The organism is Asaia siamensis (assembly GCF_014635085.1).
GTDB lineage: Bacteria > Pseudomonadota > Alphaproteobacteria > Acetobacterales > Acetobacteraceae > Asaia > Asaia siamensis.
Map to the genome: position 1 here is coordinate 63924 of NZ_BMCH01000004.1, position 19569 is coordinate 83492.

Annotated in this window: 16 protein-coding genes; all 16 read left to right on the forward strand. The window is 60.6% G+C overall.

Features of this window, described 5'->3' with window-relative positions; translation table 11 throughout:
- The first annotated feature begins 171 nt into the window (after positions 1 to 171).
- The 16 genes from IEV53_RS08460 (at position 172) to recQ (ending at position 19379) form a co-directional block, all read left to right on the forward strand.
- Positions 172 to 2091: a peptidylprolyl isomerase gene (locus IEV53_RS08460; protein ID WP_188426357.1), complete on the forward strand. Its 1920-nt coding sequence runs from the start codon at positions 172 to 174 to the stop codon at positions 2089 to 2091.
- Positions 2088 to 3560: an anthranilate synthase component I gene (gene trpE / locus IEV53_RS08465; protein ID WP_188426358.1), complete on the forward strand. Its 1473-nt coding sequence runs from the start codon at positions 2088 to 2090 to the stop codon at positions 3558 to 3560. The genes IEV53_RS08460 and trpE overlap by 4 nt, the downstream gene beginning before the upstream one ends.
- Before the next feature lie 41 nt (positions 3561 to 3601).
- The gene (locus IEV53_RS08470; RefSeq protein ID WP_188426359.1) at positions 3602 to 4198 is read left to right on the forward strand and encodes an anthranilate synthase component II; all 597 of its coding nucleotides are present in this window, start codon (positions 3602 to 3604) and stop codon (positions 4196 to 4198) included.
- Positions 4199 to 5317, forward strand: a complete 1119-nt coding sequence (gene trpD, locus IEV53_RS08475) for an anthranilate phosphoribosyltransferase (RefSeq protein ID WP_229719778.1) — start codon at positions 4199 to 4201, stop codon at positions 5315 to 5317.
- Complete coding sequence (gene trpC / locus IEV53_RS08480; protein WP_188426360.1) at positions 5314 to 6225, forward strand: indole-3-glycerol phosphate synthase TrpC; 912 nt, start codon at positions 5314 to 5316, stop codon at positions 6223 to 6225. Before trpD ends, trpC begins: the two co-directional genes overlap by 4 nt.
- 104 nt (positions 6226 to 6329) lie before the next feature.
- Positions 6330 to 7352, forward strand: a complete 1023-nt coding sequence (gene pdhA / locus IEV53_RS08485; RefSeq protein ID WP_188426361.1) for a pyruvate dehydrogenase (acetyl-transferring) E1 component subunit alpha — start codon at positions 6330 to 6332, stop codon at positions 7350 to 7352.
- A 3-nt stretch (positions 7353 to 7355) separates the two neighbouring features.
- Complete coding sequence (locus IEV53_RS08490) at positions 7356 to 8702, forward strand: pyruvate dehydrogenase complex E1 component subunit beta (RefSeq protein ID WP_188426362.1); 1347 nt, start codon at positions 7356 to 7358, stop codon at positions 8700 to 8702.
- A 12-nt stretch (positions 8703 to 8714) separates the two neighbouring features.
- Positions 8715 to 9965 (forward strand): pyruvate dehydrogenase complex dihydrolipoamide acetyltransferase, encoded by a 1251-nt coding sequence (locus IEV53_RS08495; RefSeq protein WP_188426363.1) that lies wholly within the window; start codon positions 8715 to 8717, stop codon positions 9963 to 9965.
- 3 nt (positions 9966 to 9968) lie between these two features.
- On the forward strand, positions 9969 to 11372 hold the full coding sequence (gene lpdA / locus IEV53_RS08500; protein ID WP_188426364.1) for a dihydrolipoyl dehydrogenase: 1404 nt from the start codon (positions 9969 to 9971) through the stop codon (positions 11370 to 11372).
- Positions 11373 to 11380: 8 nt separating this feature from the next.
- The gene (gene lipA / locus IEV53_RS08505; RefSeq protein ID WP_371869853.1) at positions 11381 to 12364 is read left to right on the forward strand and encodes a lipoyl synthase; all 984 of its coding nucleotides are present in this window, start codon (positions 11381 to 11383) and stop codon (positions 12362 to 12364) included.
- Positions 12365 to 12826, forward strand: coding sequence for a type II toxin-antitoxin system RatA family toxin (locus IEV53_RS08510; RefSeq protein WP_188426366.1), 462 nt, complete (start codon positions 12365 to 12367; stop codon positions 12824 to 12826).
- Positions 12827 to 12956: 130 nt separating this feature from the next.
- A complete protein-coding gene (locus IEV53_RS08515; protein WP_188426367.1) occupies positions 12957 to 13286 on the forward strand; it encodes a hypothetical protein in 330 nt (109 codons plus the stop codon).
- Positions 13287 to 13616: 330 nt separating this feature from the next.
- Positions 13617 to 15323 (forward strand): thiol reductant ABC exporter subunit CydD, encoded by a 1707-nt coding sequence (gene cydD, locus IEV53_RS08520; protein ID WP_188426368.1) that lies wholly within the window; start codon positions 13617 to 13619, stop codon positions 15321 to 15323.
- On the forward strand, positions 15320 to 17020 hold the full coding sequence (gene cydC / locus IEV53_RS08525; protein WP_229719779.1) for a thiol reductant ABC exporter subunit CydC: 1701 nt from the start codon (positions 15320 to 15322) through the stop codon (positions 17018 to 17020). The genes cydD and cydC overlap by 4 nt, the downstream gene beginning before the upstream one ends.
- Before the next feature lie 95 nt (positions 17021 to 17115).
- The gene (locus tag IEV53_RS08530) at positions 17116 to 17514 is read left to right on the forward strand and encodes an OmpA family protein (protein WP_188426369.1); all 399 of its coding nucleotides are present in this window, start codon (positions 17116 to 17118) and stop codon (positions 17512 to 17514) included.
- Between the two features lie 29 nt (positions 17515 to 17543).
- Entirely contained in the window at positions 17544 to 19379 is a 1836-nt protein-coding gene (gene recQ, locus IEV53_RS08535) for a DNA helicase RecQ (RefSeq protein WP_229719780.1), read from the forward strand.
- Positions 19380 to 19569 lie beyond the last annotated feature (190 nt).

Here is a 19569-nt window from a genome sequence, read left to right on the forward strand (position 1 = left end):
AACGCCCTAATACGCATCATCTTCCTGTCAGTTGTGTCACAACTTTTGTGATCCTTGTAGCTCAGAAAGGAGGCGTTGGCCTGTGATCAGGGGCGCAGACTGGTCAAGATGGGCGTCTGCTACTATGGTCCTGTGCTTCAATCCCTGGCGAATTGCGGATCTCAAGCGCGTATGATTTCGACTTTGCGGCATTTTGTTGTCGACTCCTGGATCGGGCGGCTCATCGCTCTCCTCATTTTTCTCGCCTTTGTGGGATGGGGTGTGGGCGACATGCTGGGCAAATATAATCAGGCCCAGGTCGACAGTGTCGTGACGGTCGCAACACGCAGGATCAGCGCAGAAGAACTCGAACGGAGCATTCGCAACCAGCTGCCAGCCGTTGCCCAGCAGATGGGGCTGACCGATCCGTCTCAGCTGACGCCCGCCATGCGCCGTGAAGTGGCGCAAGGTGTGTTGCAGCGTCTTCTGGCGCAGAAAGAAGTTTTGGCCCTTGCTGATCGCAATGGAATGAAGGTTCCCGATGCGTTGGTGCGGAACGAGATCTTCGGCTACCGGGTTTTTCAGGGAACGGATGGTCGTTTCGACCGCAAGATTTTCGATACCAAGCTCCGGCAGCTCGGGTTGCAGGAAAAGCCTTTTCTCGACTCGGTGCGTGACGATCTCGGCGCGCGCGACCTGCTGGAAGGCCTCGGCAAGACGATGGTCGTACCAGCTTCGGTGCTCGACCAGCTGCTAGCCTATAACACGCGTCAGTTCAGGACGGATCTGTTGCGCATAGACAGCGATGGCGTGACGGTTCCGACAGCGCCTGAAGAGGCCCAGTTGCGTCGTTTCTACGACAATCACCAGGCGCAATACCGCTCTGCCGAATATCGCCACGCCAAGATTGTTCTGCTCTCGGCAGAAAGTGTGGCGCGGGGTCTTACCGTGCCGGACACACAGCTTCGCCAGATCTATGATTTCGAGAGCGCGAAATACAACGTGCCCGAGACCCGTGATATCGAGGTTCTGACCGTTCAGAGCCGCGATGCTGCCGAGGCGCTGGCGACCACCTGGAAGGCGAATGCCGACTGGGAGGCAATTCAGAAGGCCAACCCATCTGCTGCTTCTGTCGCCTTCCCGCATGCACGCGAGATCGACATTCCCAGCCCCGAACTGGCAAAGGCAGCTTTTGCATCTGCTGCCAATTCGGTCATCGGGCCAATCCAGACGCCGACGGGCTGGGTCGTGTTTCGCGTGACAGCCATCACGCCGCCGCACAAGACAGATTTCGATCAGGCGAAAGCTGAAATCCGCGATGAGGTCGCCCGCTCACAGGCGCCTCAGCTCCTCGCTCAGCGTTTCGCCTCATTGCAGGATGCGATTGCAGGCAGCGCCGATCTCGAGCAGGTGCCAACCGATCTGGGGGCTGTCCCCGCTCAGGGGTCGCTCGATGCGCAGGGTCTGACCAAGGATGGCGAAGTGGCGCCTCTGCCGGGTGACGACGCGACACGCAAGGCGATCATCGCACGCATCTTTTCGCAAAAGCAGGGTGAGAAGCCGACCCTGATCAATGGTCCGTCCAATAGCGGCTTTGCCGTGCTCGTGGACTCGATCGAACCCGGCCATGTGAAGCCCTATGAAAGCGTGCGCGAGCAGGTTGGTCATGACTGGCTCAAGGCGCAGCAGATGCGTCTGGCCGATGAGCGCGCGACCACGATCATGCTCGCCGCCCGTAAATCCGGCGGTCTTGAAAAGGCCGTGGCAGGCACGACCGACGCCGCTGCCATGCAGAAGGATCTGCCGATTTCAAGAATGCAGAATGGCGGCCTGCCTTCCGCACTCCTTTCGGAGATTTTCGCGACCAAACCGGGCAAGACCGGCATGATCGCCGTCGGCGACGCGCTCTACGTCTTTACGGTTACCGGCACGGAAGCCGCGAGCCCGGAGAGCACCAAGGCATTGCGTGAGAATATGCAGGGGCAGCTCGAGCAGACGATCCAGGGCGATGTTCCGACCGTTTTCGTGCATAGCCTCGAGAGCGAATTCAAGCCGGTGCCGAATATGCCTGTGCTCCAGCAGGTCATGAGCAGTGTGGCAGGTCAGCAATGACAGCAGAGTTCCTCTACAGCATTGAGGCTGCCGATCTGCTGACGCCGGTCTCGGCGTTCATGAAGCTCTCTTCGCTCGTGCCTCAATCAGGGGAGGGGCGTCCCTATCGCCTGCTCTTTGAGAGCGTCGAGGGCGGGGCAACAAGAGGGCGTTATTCGGTTATCGCCATGCTGCCCGATCTGGTCTGGCGCTGCGCTCACGGTGTGGCTTCAGTCAATACTGCGCTGTTCGAGCCGGGTTCCGTGTTTGAGGAAAGTGCCGACAAGCCTCTCGTTTCGCTGCGTAAGCTTGTTGAAGAGAGCCGGGCAGAATTGCCTGAGGGTCTGCCGACAATGATCGGCGGGGTTTTCGGCTATCTCGGCTATGACATGGTGCGCCAGATGGAGGCTCTGCCTGACGCGCCACCGGATGATCTGCATCTGCCTGACGGCGTGATGATGCGTCCAAGCCTGTTTGCGGTTTTCGATTCGGTGCGTGACGAGCTTTATCTTGCTGTGCCGATGCGAGAAGGCGGGTTGTCGCGCGACGCTGCGCAGGCGCTGCTCGATCGTGCCCGCGCAGCGCTGGTCGAGGCGCCGCTCGATGCGGCCTGTACGCTTGCCAAAGGCACCGAGCTCGCCGCGCCAGTCTCGACCGTATCGGCGGAAGCGTTCATGGCGAAGGTTCGCAAGGCGCAGGACTATATTGCTGCGGGCGATGCCTTCCAGATTGTGCCCAGTCAGCGTTTCGAGACGGCGTTTCCGCTCCCGGCTCTGGCGCTTTACCGCTCCCTGCGTCGGGTCAATCCGGCGCCGTTCCTGTTTCTGGTCGAGATGGATGGTTTCTCGCTTGTGGGTTCGTCCCCCGAGATTCTTGTGCGTCTGCGCGAAGGGGCTGTCACCGTGCGTCCGCTGGCGGGAACGCGTCCGCGTGGCGTTGACCGCGAGGCTGATGAGCGTCTCGAGGCGGAGTTGCTTGCCGATCAGAAGGAGCGTGCCGAGCATCTGATGCTGATCGATCTGGGCCGTAACGATGTGGGCCGCGTCGCCCGCATGGGCTCCGTGACCGTTCCGTCGTCCTTCGTGGTCGAACGCTACAGCCATGTGATGCATATCTCATCGACCGTTCAGGGTGTCATCAGGCCGGAATGCGACGCGCTTGACGCGCTCTCTGCGGCATTTCCTGCCGGAACCCTGACGGGCGCCCCGAAGATTAGGGCTATGGAGATCATCGACGAACTGGAAGTGACCCGTCGTGGGCCCTATTCCGGATGCATCGGTTATATCGGGGCCGATGGTGACATGGATACCTGTATCGGGCTGCGTATGGCGATTCTAAACAAGGGGCGGATGTATGTGCAGGCTGGATGCGGTGTCGTTGCCGATAGCGACCCGGCTAGTGAGGAAATGGAGACGCGTCACAAGTCGCGCGCCATTTTCCGTGCCGCCGAACTCGCGGTTCAGCAGGCCAGCGACAGCGCCGGAATGTAACCGAATTTGACCTTCACCCGAGACGACGCCATCTTGATGCCATGATATTGCTGATCGACAACTACGACAGTTTCACGTTCAACCTCGTCCATCATTTCGGGGCGCTTGACGAGGCATGCGCGGTCTGGCGAAACGATGCGCTGAGTGTGGAAGAGGCTCTGGCCCTCAAGCCGGAGGCCATCGTGATCTCGCCCGGTCCATGCTCGCCCAACGAGGCCGGTATCTGCTGCGCTCTCATCGAGGCAGCGGCACCGACGATCCCGGTTCTGGGTGTCTGTCTTGGCCATCAGGCTATCGGTCAGGTATTCGGCGCGAGCGTCGTGCGCGCACCACGCCCGATGCACGGCAAGGTCGATGCGATCCTTCATGACGGCACTGGCGTGTTTCAGGGGCTTGCGAGCCCGACCCAGGCCACGCGTTATCACAGCCTGACGCTTGCGCCGGAAACGATTCCCGACACGCTTATCGTCAATGCCCGCTCGGCAGATGGCGTGGTGATGGGGGTGCGTCACCGCACGCTGGCCGTCCATGGGGTTCAGTTCCACCCTGAAAGCATCGCATCTGAAGATGGTCAGATGATGCTGGCGAATTTCCTCAACATCGCCCGGGCAGCGCGTCAGAAAAGGCAAGCGGCCTGAATGGATACCCATGCTGGCAGCCTGACCATGACGCTGCGTCATCTCGCCGAGGGCAGGCGGCTGACCCAAGAAGAGACCGAGGCCCTTTTCTCCCGTATCATGCAGGGCACCGTCCCCGCCGAGCAGCTTGCCGCCATCCTGATGGCGCTCAGGCTGCGGGGTGAAACGGTTGATGAACTGAGCGGGGCCGTGAGGGCCGTGCGGGCATGCATGACCAGCCTGCCTTTTGCTCCTGAAGATGCCATGGATGTCTGCGGTACAGGGGGCGATGGGCTGGGGACGCTCAACGTGTCGACAGCTGTTGCTTTCGTTCTCGCCGGGCTGGGTGTTCCGGTTGCCAAACATGGCAATCGTGCCCTTTCCTCGCGGGCGGGCGCCACTGACACGCTCATGGCGCTCGGCATCGCGCCCTGCGACGACCTTGAGGAGCAGGCAAGACGCCTGCGTGACGGGCATCTCGCTTTTCTGGCGGCGCCTTTGCATCACCCCGCCATGCGCTTTGCAGCGCCAGTACGCACGACGCTGGGCTTTCGCACCATTTTCAATCTCATCGGGCCGTTGTGCAATCCGGCGCAGGTGCGCCGTCAGATGATCGGTATCTATGACGATCGCTGGCTGCGCCCTGTGGTCGAAACCATGGCCTCTCTCGGTGCCGAGCGTGTCTGGGCCGTCCACGGCGAGACCGACCTTGGCGGGAGTGACGAGATCACGCTGGCTGGTGTCTCGCATATTCGTGCTTGGGATGATGAGCGCTTTCTCGAACTTGTTCTCACACCCGATATGGCCGGTCTGGCGCGCCGCCCGATTGCCGATATTGCCGGGGGCGACCCCACACATAATGCCGGCAAGCTGCTCGACATGCTCTCCGGGCAGGAGGGGGCCTATCGCGATACCGTCTTGCTGAATGCGGCTGTGGCGCTTCACGTCGCCGGTCGGTCGACCATTCTTGAAAACGGTACGATCGTCCCCACTCTCCTGCGCAGGAATGTCGAGATCGCAGCCAATGCCATCGATAGCGGGCTCGCGCTTTCTGCTCTCGTTCATGCCCAGCAGGGTAGCCACCGACCTGCCGAGCCGGTTCGCTCATCCTCTTTGATCCACACGTCAGGACTAACATGACCGATCAATCGTCCACACCTATTCATGACACGCCTTCCGGCTATCCGGATGTGCAGGTGCCGGGTACGATCGTGCAGGAAGACACGGCTCTTCCCGTATCCGGGCGTGACATGCCCGACGTGCTGGCCCGTATCTGTGCGCGAACCCGTATCGATGTCGAACAACGCGCCCTGATCATGCCGCTCAAGGAAATCACGGCACGTGCTCGTGAGGTCAATGTGCCGACGCGCGGCTTTGGTCAGGCGCTCAAGCAGATGGCAGCTGACCAGCGCGTTGGCCTGATTGCGGAAATCAAGAAGGCCTCGCCTTCAGCCGGTATCCTGCGGCCCGATTACGATCCGGTCGGTATTGCAAAATCCTATGAGGCAGCAGGGGCGATCTGCCTGTCCATTCTCACCGAAGGCTCGTGCTTCCACGGCTCGATCGAGGATCTCAAGGCGGTCAAGGAAGTCTGCCCGCTGCCCATCCTGCGCAAGGATTTCATTCTTGAACCCTGGCAGGTGCATGAGAGCCGTCTGATTGGTGCTGACTGCATCCTGATCATTCTCTCTGCCCTGACCGACGCCGAGGCAGCCGAGTTGATCGCCCTGGCGCGCGGGCTCGATCTCGATGTGCTCTGCGAGGTGCATGACGAGGCGGAACTCAACCGTGCCTTGGCGCTTGATACCTCGCTGATCGGCATCAATAACCGCAATCTGCGCAGTCTGGTTACCGATCTCGACACGACGGCCAGACTCGCACCGCTTGTACCCCCTGATCGCATCCTTGTTTCGGAGAGCGGCATTCGTACGCTCGAAGATGTGAAACGGGTCGGTGCGGTAGGGGCAAGTGGCATTCTTGTTGGCGAAAGTCTCCTGAGAGAAGAAGACCCGGGCCTTGCTGCCCGCCGCCTTCTCGGGACGCTCTAACGCACATATTAACAGCTTAGGTTGTGGACTTGCGCAACGGGACTGGTAAATACCGGTCCCTGAATTGCGCATGGCGCATCAGTCAGGCTCAGGAGATACTCAGCATGTCCGGCAAAGCCCATAAAGGGGCGGCTCAGCCGCTCGCGGATCACAACGGACCGATCCTGCCACTGGAGACCGTTCGTACGGCATATCGCGATATGCTGTTGCTCCGCCGTTTCGAGGAAAAGGCCGGACAGCTGTACGGCATGGGGCTCATCGGCGGGTTCTGCCATCTTTATATCGGGCAGGAAGCCGTGATCGTCGGCATGTCGCTGGCCATGAAGCCGGGCGACAAGATCGTTACCTCGTATCGTGACCACGCTCACATGCTCATGATGGGCATGAGCCCAGGGGGCGTGATGGCCGAGCTGACCGGACGCAAGGACGGCTATTCGCACGGCAAGGGCGGCTCGATGCACATGTTCTCCCGCGAGAAGAATTTCTACGGCGGCCATGGCATCGTGGGGGCCCAGGTAGCCATCGGTACGGGCCTTGCCTTCGCCAATAAATACCGCGGCACCGATGAAGTGGGCGTGGCCTATTTCGGCGAGGGTGCGGCCCAGCAGGGCCAGGTTTACGAGAGCTTCAATCTCGCCGCCCTGCATAAGCTGCCCTGCATCTATGTGATCGAGAACAATCGCTACGGCATGGGCACGAGCGTCGAGCGCTCCAGCGCCGCCGCCCATGATCTCTCGCAGATCGGCGCACCGTGGAAAATTCCCGGACGCAAGGTCGATGGCATGGACCTGTTTGCCGTGCATGAAGCCGCTCAGGAAGCTGTCGCCCATTGCCGCGCAGGCAAGGGACCCTTCCTGCTCGAAATGGAAACCTATCGCTATCGCGGTCACTCGATGTCCGATCCGGCGCGTTATCGCGACCGCTCGGAGGTCGAGGAAATGCGCCGCACGCGTGACCCGATCGAGGCGCTGCACAAGCTCCTGAGCGACAAGGGCACCAGCGATGAAGAGTTCAAGGCGATCGACGCCGAAGTGAAGCAGATTGTCAATGACGCTGCCGATTTCGCCCAGAACAGCCCTGAGCCCGATCTCTCCGAACTTTGGACCGATATTCTGGTGGAGGCGTAAGTTATGGCCGCTCCTGTTCTCATGCCGGCTCTTTCGCCTACCATGACCGAAGGCACGCTTTCCAAATGGACGGTAAAGCAGGGTGACAAGATCAACTCTGGCGATGTGATTGCCGAGATCGAGACCGACAAGGCCACCATGGAAGTCGAGGCTGTCGATAGCGGCATCCTCGCGAAGATCCTGGTGCCGGAAGGCTCGGAAAACGTTGCCGTAAACACGCAGATTGCCATCATTGCCGAAGAAGGCGAGGATATTTCGGCGCTCGAAAACGGCCCGGCAGCAGCCCAGACTCCGGCCGCGCAGACCGCAGTTGAAGAGAAGGCGCCCGAAAAGCCGAAGGACCTGGTGGCAACACCGGATCGCGAATGGGGCGAGACTTCTGTCATCACCGTGCGTGAAGCGCTGCGTGACGCCATGGCCGCCGAGCTGCGTCGTGACGAGGATGTCTTCCTGCTCGGTGAGGAAGTGGCCCAGTATCAGGGCGCCTACAAGGTCAGCCAGGGTCTGCTCGACGAGTTCGGCGAGAGGCGTATCATCGACACGCCGATCACCGAGCATGGCTTTACCGGCATGGCCGTTGGTGCAGCGCTGACCGGCCTCAAGCCCATTGTCGAATTCATGACTATGAACTTCGCGATGCAGGCCATCGATCATATCATCAACTCCGCAGCCAAGACGCTCTACATGTCGGGTGGCCAGATGGGCTGTCCGATCGTGTTCCGCGGCCCCAATGGCGCGGCTGCGCGCGTCGGTGCCCAGCATTCGCAGTGCTATGCAAGCTGGTATGCCCATGTGCCGGGCCTGAAAGTGGTTGCCCCCTGGTCGTCTGAAGATGCCAAGGGCCTGCTTCGTGCCGCCATTCGTGACCCGAACCCGGTAATCGTGCTCGAAAACGAAATTCTCTACGGGCAGAAATTCCCTTGCCCGGTCGATGAGGATTTCATCCTGCCGATCGGCAAGGCGAAGATCGAGCGTGAAGGCAAGGACGTGACCCTCGTCGCGTTCTCGATCATGGTTGGTGTGGCGCTTGAAGCCGCGGCCAAGCTGGCAGAGCAGGGGATTGAGGCTGAAGTCATCAATCTGCGTACAATCCGTCCGCTCGACACCGAGACCATCGTCAACAGTGTGAAGAAGACGAGCCGCATCGTCTCCGTCGAGGAAGGCTGGCCCGTGGCCGGTATCGGCGCCGAGATCTGCGCCGTAGCGTGTGAACAGGCCTTCGATTATCTCGATGCCCCGCCCGCGCGCGTCTGCGGTCTCGATATCCCGCTGCCTTATGCCGCCAATCTCGAAAAACATGCGCTTCCGCAGCCTGACTGGGTGGTGGACGCGGTTCGCAAACTGTTCTGAGGGGCTGCGACCATGGCTATCAATATTCTGATGCCCGCGCTTTCGCCGACCATGACCGAAGGAACGGTCTCGCGCTGGCTGAAGAAAGAGGGCGACACGGTGAAGTCCGGCGATCTGATCGCCGAGATCGAGACCGACAAGGCAACGATGGAAGTAGAAGCCGTCGATGAGGGCATTCTCGGCCGCATTGTCGTGCCGGAAGGGACCGAAGGGGTGAAGGTCAACTCGCCCATCGCCATCCTCGTCGAAGAGGGCGAAGCCGTGCCGGAAAAGGCTGAGGCGGCGCCTGCAAAGAAGGCCGAGCCTGCCCCGCAGACGGCAGCCCAGCCAGCTTCTGCCGAGGCCGCCTCTGCGCCGACTGTGCCCTCGCATGCTACGCCTGCCGCGGCATCATCGGGCAAGCGCGTGTTTGCGTCACCTCTCGCGCGTCGTATCGCTGCGAAGAAGGGGCTCGATCTGTCTGGCGTGAAGGGTACGGGCCCCAATGGCCGTATTCTGCGTCGCGATGTCGAGAATGCGCAGGTCGCGGCACCCGCCAAAGCCGAAGTGACAACATCGGCACCGGCAGAAGTGACACGTGTTGCCAACTCCACGATGCGCAAGGTCATCGCGCGTCGCCTGAGCGAGTCCAAGCAGAACGTCCCGCATTTCTATGTGGCTGTCGATATCGAACTCGACGCGCTGCTTGCGCTGCGCGCCCAGCTTAACGCCGCATCGCCGAATGAAGGCGAGGGGCAGTTCAAGATCTCGGTCAACGACATGATGATCAAGGCCGTGGCGCTTGCGCTGCGTGGCTGCCCTGGTCTGAACGTGCAGTTCACCGAAGCCGAGACACTGCATTTCCCCGATATCGATATCTCGATGGCTGTTTCCATCCCTGATGGTCTGATCACACCGATCATCCGTCAGGCCGATCGTAAATCCTTGCGTGAGATCAGTGCAGAAGCGCGCGATCTGGCCAAGCGTGCACGCGATGGCAAGCTGAAACCCGAAGAGTTTCAGGGTGGCACGTTCTCGATCTCGAACATGGGTATGTTCGGTGTGCGTGAGTTCTCCGCCATCATCAATCCGCCTCAGGCCGGTATTCTGGCTATTGCAGCGGGTGAGAAGCGCGCTGTTGTGCGTGGGGACCAGCTTGCGGTGGCGACCGTCATGACGGCCACGCTTTCCGTCGATCACCGTGCGGTCGATGGGGCGCTTGGCGCTCAATGGCTGAACGCGCTGCGTGACATCGTTCAAAACCCCTATCGTCTGGTGATCTGAGCCATGGACAAATTCGATCTGATCGTCGTTGGCGGCGGTCCGGGCGGGTATGTCGCCGCCCTGCGTGCCGCACAGCTTGGCAAGAATGTCGCGGTTGTCGAAAGCACCCATCTGGGCGGCATCTGCCTCAACTGGGGCTGCATCCCGACCAAGGCACTGCTGCGCGCTTCTGAACTGAACCATCAGCTGCATAACCTCGCCGAGTTCGGTTTCAGCGCCGAAAAGGTGAGCTTCGATCTCGAAAAGGTCGTCGCCCGGTCGCGGGCGGTATCGCGTCAGCTGTCACGTGGCGTCTCCGGCCTTCTCAAGAAGGCCAAGGTCAAGGTGTTCGACGGCCGTGCGAAACTGGCAGGTCGTGACGGCAATGCGCATGTGGTAGCGGTCAGCAAGGACGGCGCGGAAGTCACGCGCATTGCTGCTCCCGATGTCATTCTGGCGACTGGCGCCCGTGCTCGCCACTTCCCTGGGCTCGAGCCCGATGGCGAGCTGGTCTGGACCTATCGCGAGGCGATGGTCCCCAAGGAATTGCCCAAGCGTCTGCTGGTCATCGGCTCCGGAGCGATCGGGGTTGAATTCGCCTCCTTCTATCGGAATATGGGCGCGGAAGTGACCATTGCCGAAGTTGCCGACCGGATCATGATTGCCGAGGATGCCGAAATCAGCGCCATGGCGCAGAAGGCGTTCGAAAAGCAGGGGATCAAGGTGCTGACGGGCGCCAAGGTCGGCCCGCTGAACAAGAAGGACGGCACCGTCTCCACCCAGATCACCACGGCATCCGGATCGCATGATCTCGTTGTCGATAAAGTGATTCTGGCGGTTGGTATCGTTGGCAATGTCGAGGATCTCGGTCTGGAAAAGACCAAGGTGAAGATCGACAAGACACATATCATCGTCGATGAGTTCTGCCGTACCGGCGAGCCGGGTCTGTGGGCTATCGGTGACGTGGCTGGCGCGCCATGGCTTGCCCACAAGGCAAGCCATGAAGGTGTGATCTGCGTCGAGAAGATCGCAGGACACGACCCCGAGCCGTTGCATCCGCTCAATATTCCGGGTTGCACCTATAGCCGTCCGCAAGTGGCGTCTGTCGGTCTGACGGAAGAGAAGGCAAAGGCAACGGGCCGCAAGCTCAAGATCGGTCGGTTCCCGTTCATGGCCAATGGCAAGGCACTGGCCATGGGTGAGCCCGATGGCCTGACCAAGACCATTTTCGACGCAGAAACCGGCGAGTTGCTCGGCGCGCATATGATCGGTGCCGAAGTAACGGAAATGATCCAGGGCTACGTGATTGCGCGCACCTCCGAGCTGACCGAGGCGGAACTCAAGGAAACGGTGTTCCCGCATCCGACCATCTCGGAAACGATGCATGAATCGGTTCTTGCAGCCTGGGGTGGAGCACTCCACTTCTAGTCATGACCATGCAGCGTATCACCATCGATCACCGCAAGCCGGGCTCGCTCCGTCATCCCGAGAAGGCCAACCGGCCCGACAATCCGATCCAGCGCAAGCCGGACTGGATCAGGGTCAAGGCGCCGAACAGCCCAGTCTATCAGGAGACGCGCAAGCTCATGCGCGACAACAGGCTGGTTACGGTCTGTGAGGAAGCGGCTTGCCCGAATATCGGTGAGTGCTGGTCGCAGCGTCATGCGACCATGATGATCATGGGTGAGATCTGCACCCGAGCCTGCTCGTTCTGCAATGTCACTACCGGCATGCCCAAGGCACTGGATGGTGACGAGCCGCAGCGCGTGGCAGAGGCTGTTGCCAAACTGGGCTTGCGTCATGTGGTGATCACCTCGGTCGATCGCGATGATCTGGCCGATGGCGGGGCGCTGCACTTCGCCCAGACCATCGCCCGTGTTCGCGAAGCCTCGCCGACCACCACAATCGAGATCCTGACGCCGGATTTCCTGCGCAAGCCGGGTGCGCTCGAGGTGGTGGTCAAAGCCAGGCCCGATGTTTTCAATCACAACATCGAAACCGTACCCCGGCTTTATCCGTCTATCCGTCCAGGCGCGCGCTATTTCCAGTCTCTGCGCCTGCTGGATGATGTGAAGGCACTCGATCCCTCGATCTTCACCAAATCCGGCGTCATGCTTGGGCTTGGAGAAGAGAAGATGGAAGTGGCTCAGGTCATGGATGATTTCCGCGTTGCCGATGTCGATTTTATCACCATGGGCCAGTATCTCCAGCCCACGCCCAAACATGCGGGCGTCGCCAAATTCGTGACGCCGGATGAGTTTGCCGAATATGCCCGTATGGCGCGTGCCAAGGGCTTCCTGCAGGTGAGCGCCAGCCCGCTGACGCGATCCTCCTATCATGCCGATTCCGACTTCGCCGCGCTCAGAGAGGCGAGGCAAAACAGGCTGGGGCTCGATCCGCTCCAGTCGGAGAAACAGTAAATGCCCACCCATGCCGAGCAACGGCTGATCGCTTACAGTCCTGAACAGCTTTTCGATCTCGTGGCCGATGTGGGTGCCTATCCGCAATTCCTTCCGTGGTGCGTCAAGGCCACGGTCAAATCCAGGACCGAGCAGGAACTGGTTGCCGATCTTACCGTCGGGTTTGGCCCCTTTCGCGAGACCTTTACCAGCCGCGTTTCGCTCGAGCGCCCGAACCGCATTCGCGTGCGCTACGAGAAAGGGCCGTTCCGTTACCTGAACAATGTATGGACCTTCACCCCCGATGCCCGTGGGTGTCTGGTCGATTTCTTTGTCGATTTCGAGTTCAGGTCGCGCCTGCTGCAGAACGCGATCGGTGTCGTCTTCAATGAAGGCGTGCGTCTGATGGTATCGGCCTTTATAAAACGCGCCCGCGATATTTACGGCGTCTCTTCCCAGCCCGGTGCGGTTATTAGAGACTGATCACGCTCTCGTTTTTTCAAGACAGCGCAACCGCACCACTTCCGTTACGTTCTGTGGTCATCGAAAAGTTCCCTAGCGGCACTCTGCCTTTTCGGAACTTCCAGATTTCAGACTATCGGAAGGAAGAGACATGAAGTTTTCCAAGCTGGGCGCTACCCTGATGGCAGCCACCTTCGTTGTTGCAACCCCCGCTTTCGCCAAGCACGCGCCGCACAAGGCTCATGCCAGCAAGAGCGAAATGCACAAGAAGGGTGGTAAGGCTGCCAAGGCCGCCAAGGGTTCGGAAGCAACCGAAGACCTCAACGCGCGCAGCCTGCAGCAGGCACAGACCCCGGTTCCGGTGACGGCTCCGGCAGCAGCGCCTGCCGCCAGCGCAACGGCTCCGGCACCTGCTCCGATGCCGATGGACCCCTCGATGAAGATGCCGTCCTCCAGCATGCCGGCCAGCTCGGGCCAGTAAGAGGCGCAGTTTTCCTGAACTGCCTTTTCAGACGGTTCAGGGACGCAGGAAACCCCGTCGCATTGCGGCGGGGTTTTTTCGTTTCTGCACGGCCTGCATGGCCGGGCGCGCCATCAGATGCCGTAACAAAGACTCCCTATGTCATTCGTCCAACGAACTGCGCTGGGCGGGGCAGGAAAGTTCCGTAGGCCAATCTGAGGGCTGTCGGGGAAAGCTCACTCACAGGCATCGACTTTCCGGGCGGTGAGCACCGCAGGCTGTCTTAATGTTCTGCAATCTCTTTGGTGGAACTCTACCGTTTCGTGCCCGGATTGCCTATATCCCCCCATCATGAGCGGTGTAGATAAGAAACTGGTACGGGCCTGGGTCCGGCAGCAATCCGGCCCAGCCAGAAGGGCGGCATTGCCCGTAGTCGCTGTCGGGTGTCTCAACACGCTGATCGGTATCGGTCAGGCCTGGTGTCTGGCTTCCGTCATCGGGTCGCTGCTCCAGACCCGTGGAGCTCAGGTGCTAGGCCTGATCGCTTCTTTTACCGTGCTCTCGGCCTGTCGCGCCCTGTGCCTGTATTTCCAGGAAAATCTGGCCGCTCGCGCCGGTATCGCCGCCCGGGAACGTCTTCGCCGCTCGGTGCTGGATTCCGTGATCGGCATTGGGCCTGCTCTGCTGCGTCGCCAGCACTCCGCTGAAATCGCCGCCCTGCTGGTTGATCGTATCGAGGTGCTTGACGGGTATTTTGCCCGCTGGCTGCCCGCTTCCATGACCTGGATGGTGTTTCCTGCTTTCGTGCTGGTGGCTGTCTTTGTGGTCGATCCGCGCGCGGCGCTCATCCTGGCCGTTTGTGGCGCGCTTGTTCCGGTCTCCCAGGCGGTTTTCGGTATCGGGGCGGCTCTCGCCTCACGTAACCAGTTTCTGGCCATGGTGCGTTTGCAGGCGCGGTTCCTTGACAGGATCAGAGGTATCGCGACCATCGTCTTGTCAAACGCGACAGATCGCGAGGCCAAGGCGTTGTCGGGTGCGGCTGAAGATCTGCGCAAACGCACGATGAAGATTCTCCGTATCGCGTTTCTTTCTTCAGCCGCGATCGACATCGCCATGGTGATTGCCATCATCATGATCGTGCTGACACAGGGGCATTTCATTCATATCGATGCTTTCGCAGCGCCGAGCATCTATCCCGCGCCGCATTTTACAGAAACGCTCTTTGCGCTTTTCCTCGTGCCGGAGTTTTTTGCTCCCTTCCGGGGGCTTGCTCTGGCCTATCAGGATCGCGCCCATGCTGCGGGTGCCGCTGAGGCCATGGAAGCAATCGACAATGGTGAGTCCCTGCCGGGGACGGACGACCAATCCGCCCTCGCGCCTCCGGTTCTGGTCGTGACCGTCGAGGCAAAGGCACTCTCCTATCGCTGGAATGAGACAGCGCCTTACGTCTTCAAGGATCTCGATTTCTCGGTCTCGCCTGATGAAATACTCGTGCTCGACGGCCCCTCTGGCGCAGGCAAGTCAACCCTTATCGAGTTGCTGCTTGGTTTCATCAAGCCGAGTGCTGGGACCATCCGGTTCAATGATCGCGATATCGCAACGCTTCGAGGTCGCGACATTGCGCGTCATCTTGCCTGGATCGGTCAGAAACCGGTTCTGTTCGCGGGCACGCTGCGCGAGAACCTTTTATTTGCCCGCCCCGATGCCGACGAGATGCGTTTGCAGCGCGCGATCGAGGCCGCAGCGATAGACCATTTTCTGAAAGACCTGCCCCAGGGGCTCGATACAGTCATCGGTGAAGGGGGCTTCGGATTGTCGGGCGGCCAGGCCCAACGTGTGGCGATCGGACGGGCCTATCTCAAGGATGCGCCGCTGCTGCTGCTCGATGAGCCCACCGCCCATCTCGATCCGGAAACCGAGGCCGGGATTATCGAGGCACTGCGTCGTCTTTCCGAGGGGCGGACCGTGATCCTCAGTGCCCATTCGCAGGCGATGAAGGCGCTCGGCACGAAATCGCTGAAGCTTGACCTTTCCGCATCAGTGGAGCCATGCGCATGAGTGACAGCATGAAGGCAACGCCCTGCATGACGGCTCGCCGTCAGGCCGAGTTACACCACAGGCGCGGCGCGCTGCGACGCATATTGAGCATCTGGCGCCCATTCTACGGCAGGCTGGGCTTCGGTCTGCTGCTATCGGCTCTCGCATTGTTGAGCAGCCTCGCGCTGATGTGGAATGCGGGTCTCGGTGTTTCGGCTCTGGCTGTCGGGACGGCCCTTGCCCTTGGGGTGCTGCGCCTTTTCGGCGGGGCGCGTATCGTGTTGCGGTACGCCGAGAGGCTCTTCGCGCATGATGCGATGTTCCGTGCTCTTGCCGCCTTGCGTGTCTGGTTCTTCACTCATCTTGCCAGAGGCGCGGCAGCTGGGCTTGGCTTTCGTCGGGCTGGCGATCTGATGAACCGTCTGGTGGGCGATATCGAACTCCTCGATAATCTCTATCTGCGCATCGCCGTGCCTGTGCTGGGCATCCTGGTTTCGCTTCCTGTTCTCGCTCTTGTTGCAGGCAGGCAGGACTGGCATCTCGGTGTCCTGCTGGCCGGACTTTTCCTGATTGCAGCCGTGCTTGTTCCGCTTCTCGCAGCGCAACGAGCGGCGAAGCGAAGCGGCAAAATGCGCCATGCGGAATCATCGCTGCGTGTGGCAGCGCTCGATCTGGCAACCGGTCTGCGTGAGGCGCGCGCCTTTTCCGGTGAAGACCGCCTGGCGGAGCGTATCATCCGTGAGGAAGCCCGTTTGCATGACGCCCAGCGCGCGCAGCAACGGGCGATGGCAGGGGCAGGGGCATTTTCCTATCTCAGTGGGCAGATGGCTCTGGCGGTCATTTTATTGGCCCTTGCCGGTATCGCCGGGTTGGGAGTGAGCTTTCTGTCCGGTGTGGCGCTGGTCTTCCTCACGGGGACCGTCTTTGAGTCTGTCGCCACTCTGGCGCGCACCAGCGTCCTCGCCGGGCAGGTAAGCCAGGCGGCGCAGCGCGTGGTCGCGATTGCGGATCAGGAAAAACCCGCTGCCGCTGGTTGTCTGGCGCCTGAGGGAGGCGACATCGTTCTGCGCGATGTCCATTTCCGCTGGGGAGGCAGCCGTGCGGCGGTGCTGGATGGGCTCTCGATGACGATACATGCGGGCGAGCATGTGGCGTTGATCGGGCCTTCCGGAGCCGGAAAATCGAGCCTGGCTGCCTTGCTGCTCAAGGTGGCGGCGCCAGAGAGCGGCCAGATCCTGTTTGGAGGGCATACGCTCGACACGCTTGATACAGAGAGCCTGCGTTCTCGTATTGGCTGGCTGTCGCAGGCGACGCATCTTTTTGCGGATTCCATTCGCAACAACCTGCTGCTTGGCCGTGAGAATGTTGATGATGCGCGCCTGTGGGATGCGCTCGAACGGGCGGAAATTGCCGAAGCCGTGCAGGCTCTGCCTGACGGGCTGGACAGTTGGGTTGGCGAGAGTGGTACGAGGCTTTCTGGCGGGCAGGGCCGACGTATCGCCCTGGCGCGCACCCTGCTGCAGGATGCGCAGGTCATGGTGCTTGATGAGCCCGCAACCGGGCTCGATTCAGCAACCGAACGGGCCTTTCTGGAAACGCTCGGTCGCACGATGACGGGGCGTACGGTCATTCTCATCGCCCATCGACTGACCGGGGTAGAGAAACTTGATCACGCCTGGCGGCTTGAGGGTGGAAAGGCGCATCCCCTTCCGCTCTGAGGGGCGCAGGGTGGGTCTGCTTGACGGAAAGAGTGTCACACGGCAGTGACAGAAATACGGCTCCGTGGATGTCACGGCGATTCGAAAAGGAAATAATGATGCGTCGTCTGCCTGTGATGTTGTCGGTCTGCGCCCTCGCAGGTCTCGCGGCCTGTACAAACGGGGCCGATCGCGATCGCTATCCGGTATTTTTCGAACCCGCTTCGACAACGGTTTCGCCAACGGCACAGGCTATTATTGACAAGGCCGCCGCAGATGCGCGCGACAATCATGCCAAGACGGTCGAAGTGATCGGTCATGCGGGCGCCCGCGGCAATCTCTCTGCCGATGAGATGCTGTCTGTGGAACGTGCCAAGATTGTGGCCGCAGCCCTGACGAAGGCCGGCATCGGCAGTGCCCAGATCACGCAGATTGCTCATCCGCCGAAGAACAACGAAGATGCAAGCGTTGCCTCACGTCTGGTAACAATTGAAGTCGATCCCTCGACGCCCTGATCTTCCCACAACACGATACATTCTGCTCTTTGACCGGCACTGATCCCTCTGCTTCAGGCATTGACGAAACCCCGGATGCGGTACTCAAGCGCGTCTTTGGCTTCGACTCCTTTCGCGGACAGCAAGAGGATGTGATCAGTGCAGTCATGGCGGGCGAGGACGTTCTCGTCATCATGCCCACCGGCGGGGGTAAAAGCCTCTGCTATCAGGTGCCAGCCCTGTGCCGCCACGGTATGGGCATCGTCATCTCGCCGCTGATCGCGTTGATGGACGATCAGGTGGCTGCCTTGCGCCAGCTTGGTGTCAATGCCGCGGCGCTTCATTCCGAACTGCCTCCCGACCGGCTCGACCAGACACGCGCCGATCTGCGGGAAGGGCGTATCGATCTCCTCTATATCTCTCCCGAGCGGCTTGTCTCACCCGGTACGGCGCGCTGGCTGGCACGCAACCCCGTTTCGGTACTTGCGATCGACGAGGCGCATTGCGTCTCGGCCTGGGGTCATGAATTTCGGCCCGAATATCGCGCTCTTGCCGATCTGCCGAGCGTGTTCCCCGGTGTGCCACGTATCGCCCTGACGGCAACCGCCGATTCACGCACGCAGGACGACATTCTGCTGGCGCTGGGTATGCCCGAGGCGAAGCGGCTGACGTCGAGCTTCCATCGACCCAATCTGTTTCTGGCAGCCTTGCCAAAAGGGTCTGAGACGAAGCAGGTTCAGGATGCGCTCGCGCCGCATCGTGAAGACGCGGCAATCGTCTATTGCGGCAGTCGTAACCGGACCGAGCGCATGGCCAAAAGCCTCAGAGAGCGCGATTTCAATGCCTTGCCTTATCACGCAGGCCTGTCATCCCAGGAGAAGCACGCGACGCTTATGCGGTTTCGCAGCGGTGAACCAATGGTGATCGTGGCGACGGTTGCCTTCGGCATGGGGATTGACCGCCCCGATGTGCGCTGCGTGGTTCATCTCGACATGCCTGCCTCGCCGGAGGCCTATTACCAGCAGATCGGTCGTGCCGGACGTGATGGCGAGCCTGCTGATACGCTCCTGCTCTATGGTGGCGAGGATATGGCGCGCGCGCGTCACTGGCTGGAGCAGTCGACAGCCCCCGATACCGAGAAGCGGGTCATGCACGCGCGTCTTGAGAGCATGATCGCGCTGACAGAAACTGTCGAGTGCCGAACGCAGGCACTTCTGGCCTGTTTCGGCGAGGCTCTGTCCGCGCCCTGCGGTCATTGTGACAACTGCCGAAACCCGGCCCAGACATTTGACGGGACCGAGGCCGCGCAAAAGGTGCTCTCGACGATCTATCGTACGGGCCAGCGTTTTGGCGCCGTACATCTGACAACCGTCCTGCGGGGCAAGCTGACCGAAGCCATCGAGCGCCATGCCCACCAGCATCTGACGGTTTTTGGTGTGGGCAAGGAGCATTCAGAGCAGTGGTGGCGCGGGGTCATTCGCCAGCTGATTGCGCGTGGCGCAATCAGGATGAGCGGCGAACACGGCGCGCTTGGCCTGGATGTGGAAGCGGCCCGCCCGCTTTTACGGGGCGAAGAGAGCCTGCGTCTGCGCGTCGATCCGCTAAAGCCTGTGGTGAGCGCTCAAAGAGGGGTGTCAACCTCGACGCTGGTCGACTCTCTGGATGAGCAGGAGCGTCATCGCTTCGATGCATTGCGTCAGTGGCGGCGTGATGAGGCGCGCGAGCAGGAAATCCCGCCTTATGTCATTTTTCATGACGCTGTCCTCACGGAGATTGCTCGTGAAAACCCCGAGACGGTTGAAGAGCTGGCCCTCATAAAGGGCGTCGGCTCATCGAAGCTGAAGCGCTACGGCGACGCCGTTATCGACGTTCTGTCTGATACCTAGCTTCTTAAGCTCCAGACCATCCATCATCTGAAACTGCACCGCCTCAATCAGAAAATGTCTCCTGCGGTGCTTTATTGTCGCGCTAGTCGGTATTTTGATCTGCAGCTGACTCAACTCGATATTTAGGGTGCAGGATCTTGCTGGAGTGGGCCGAACATCTTCGGCGCGGTGGTCAGGAAATGCAAAGCCA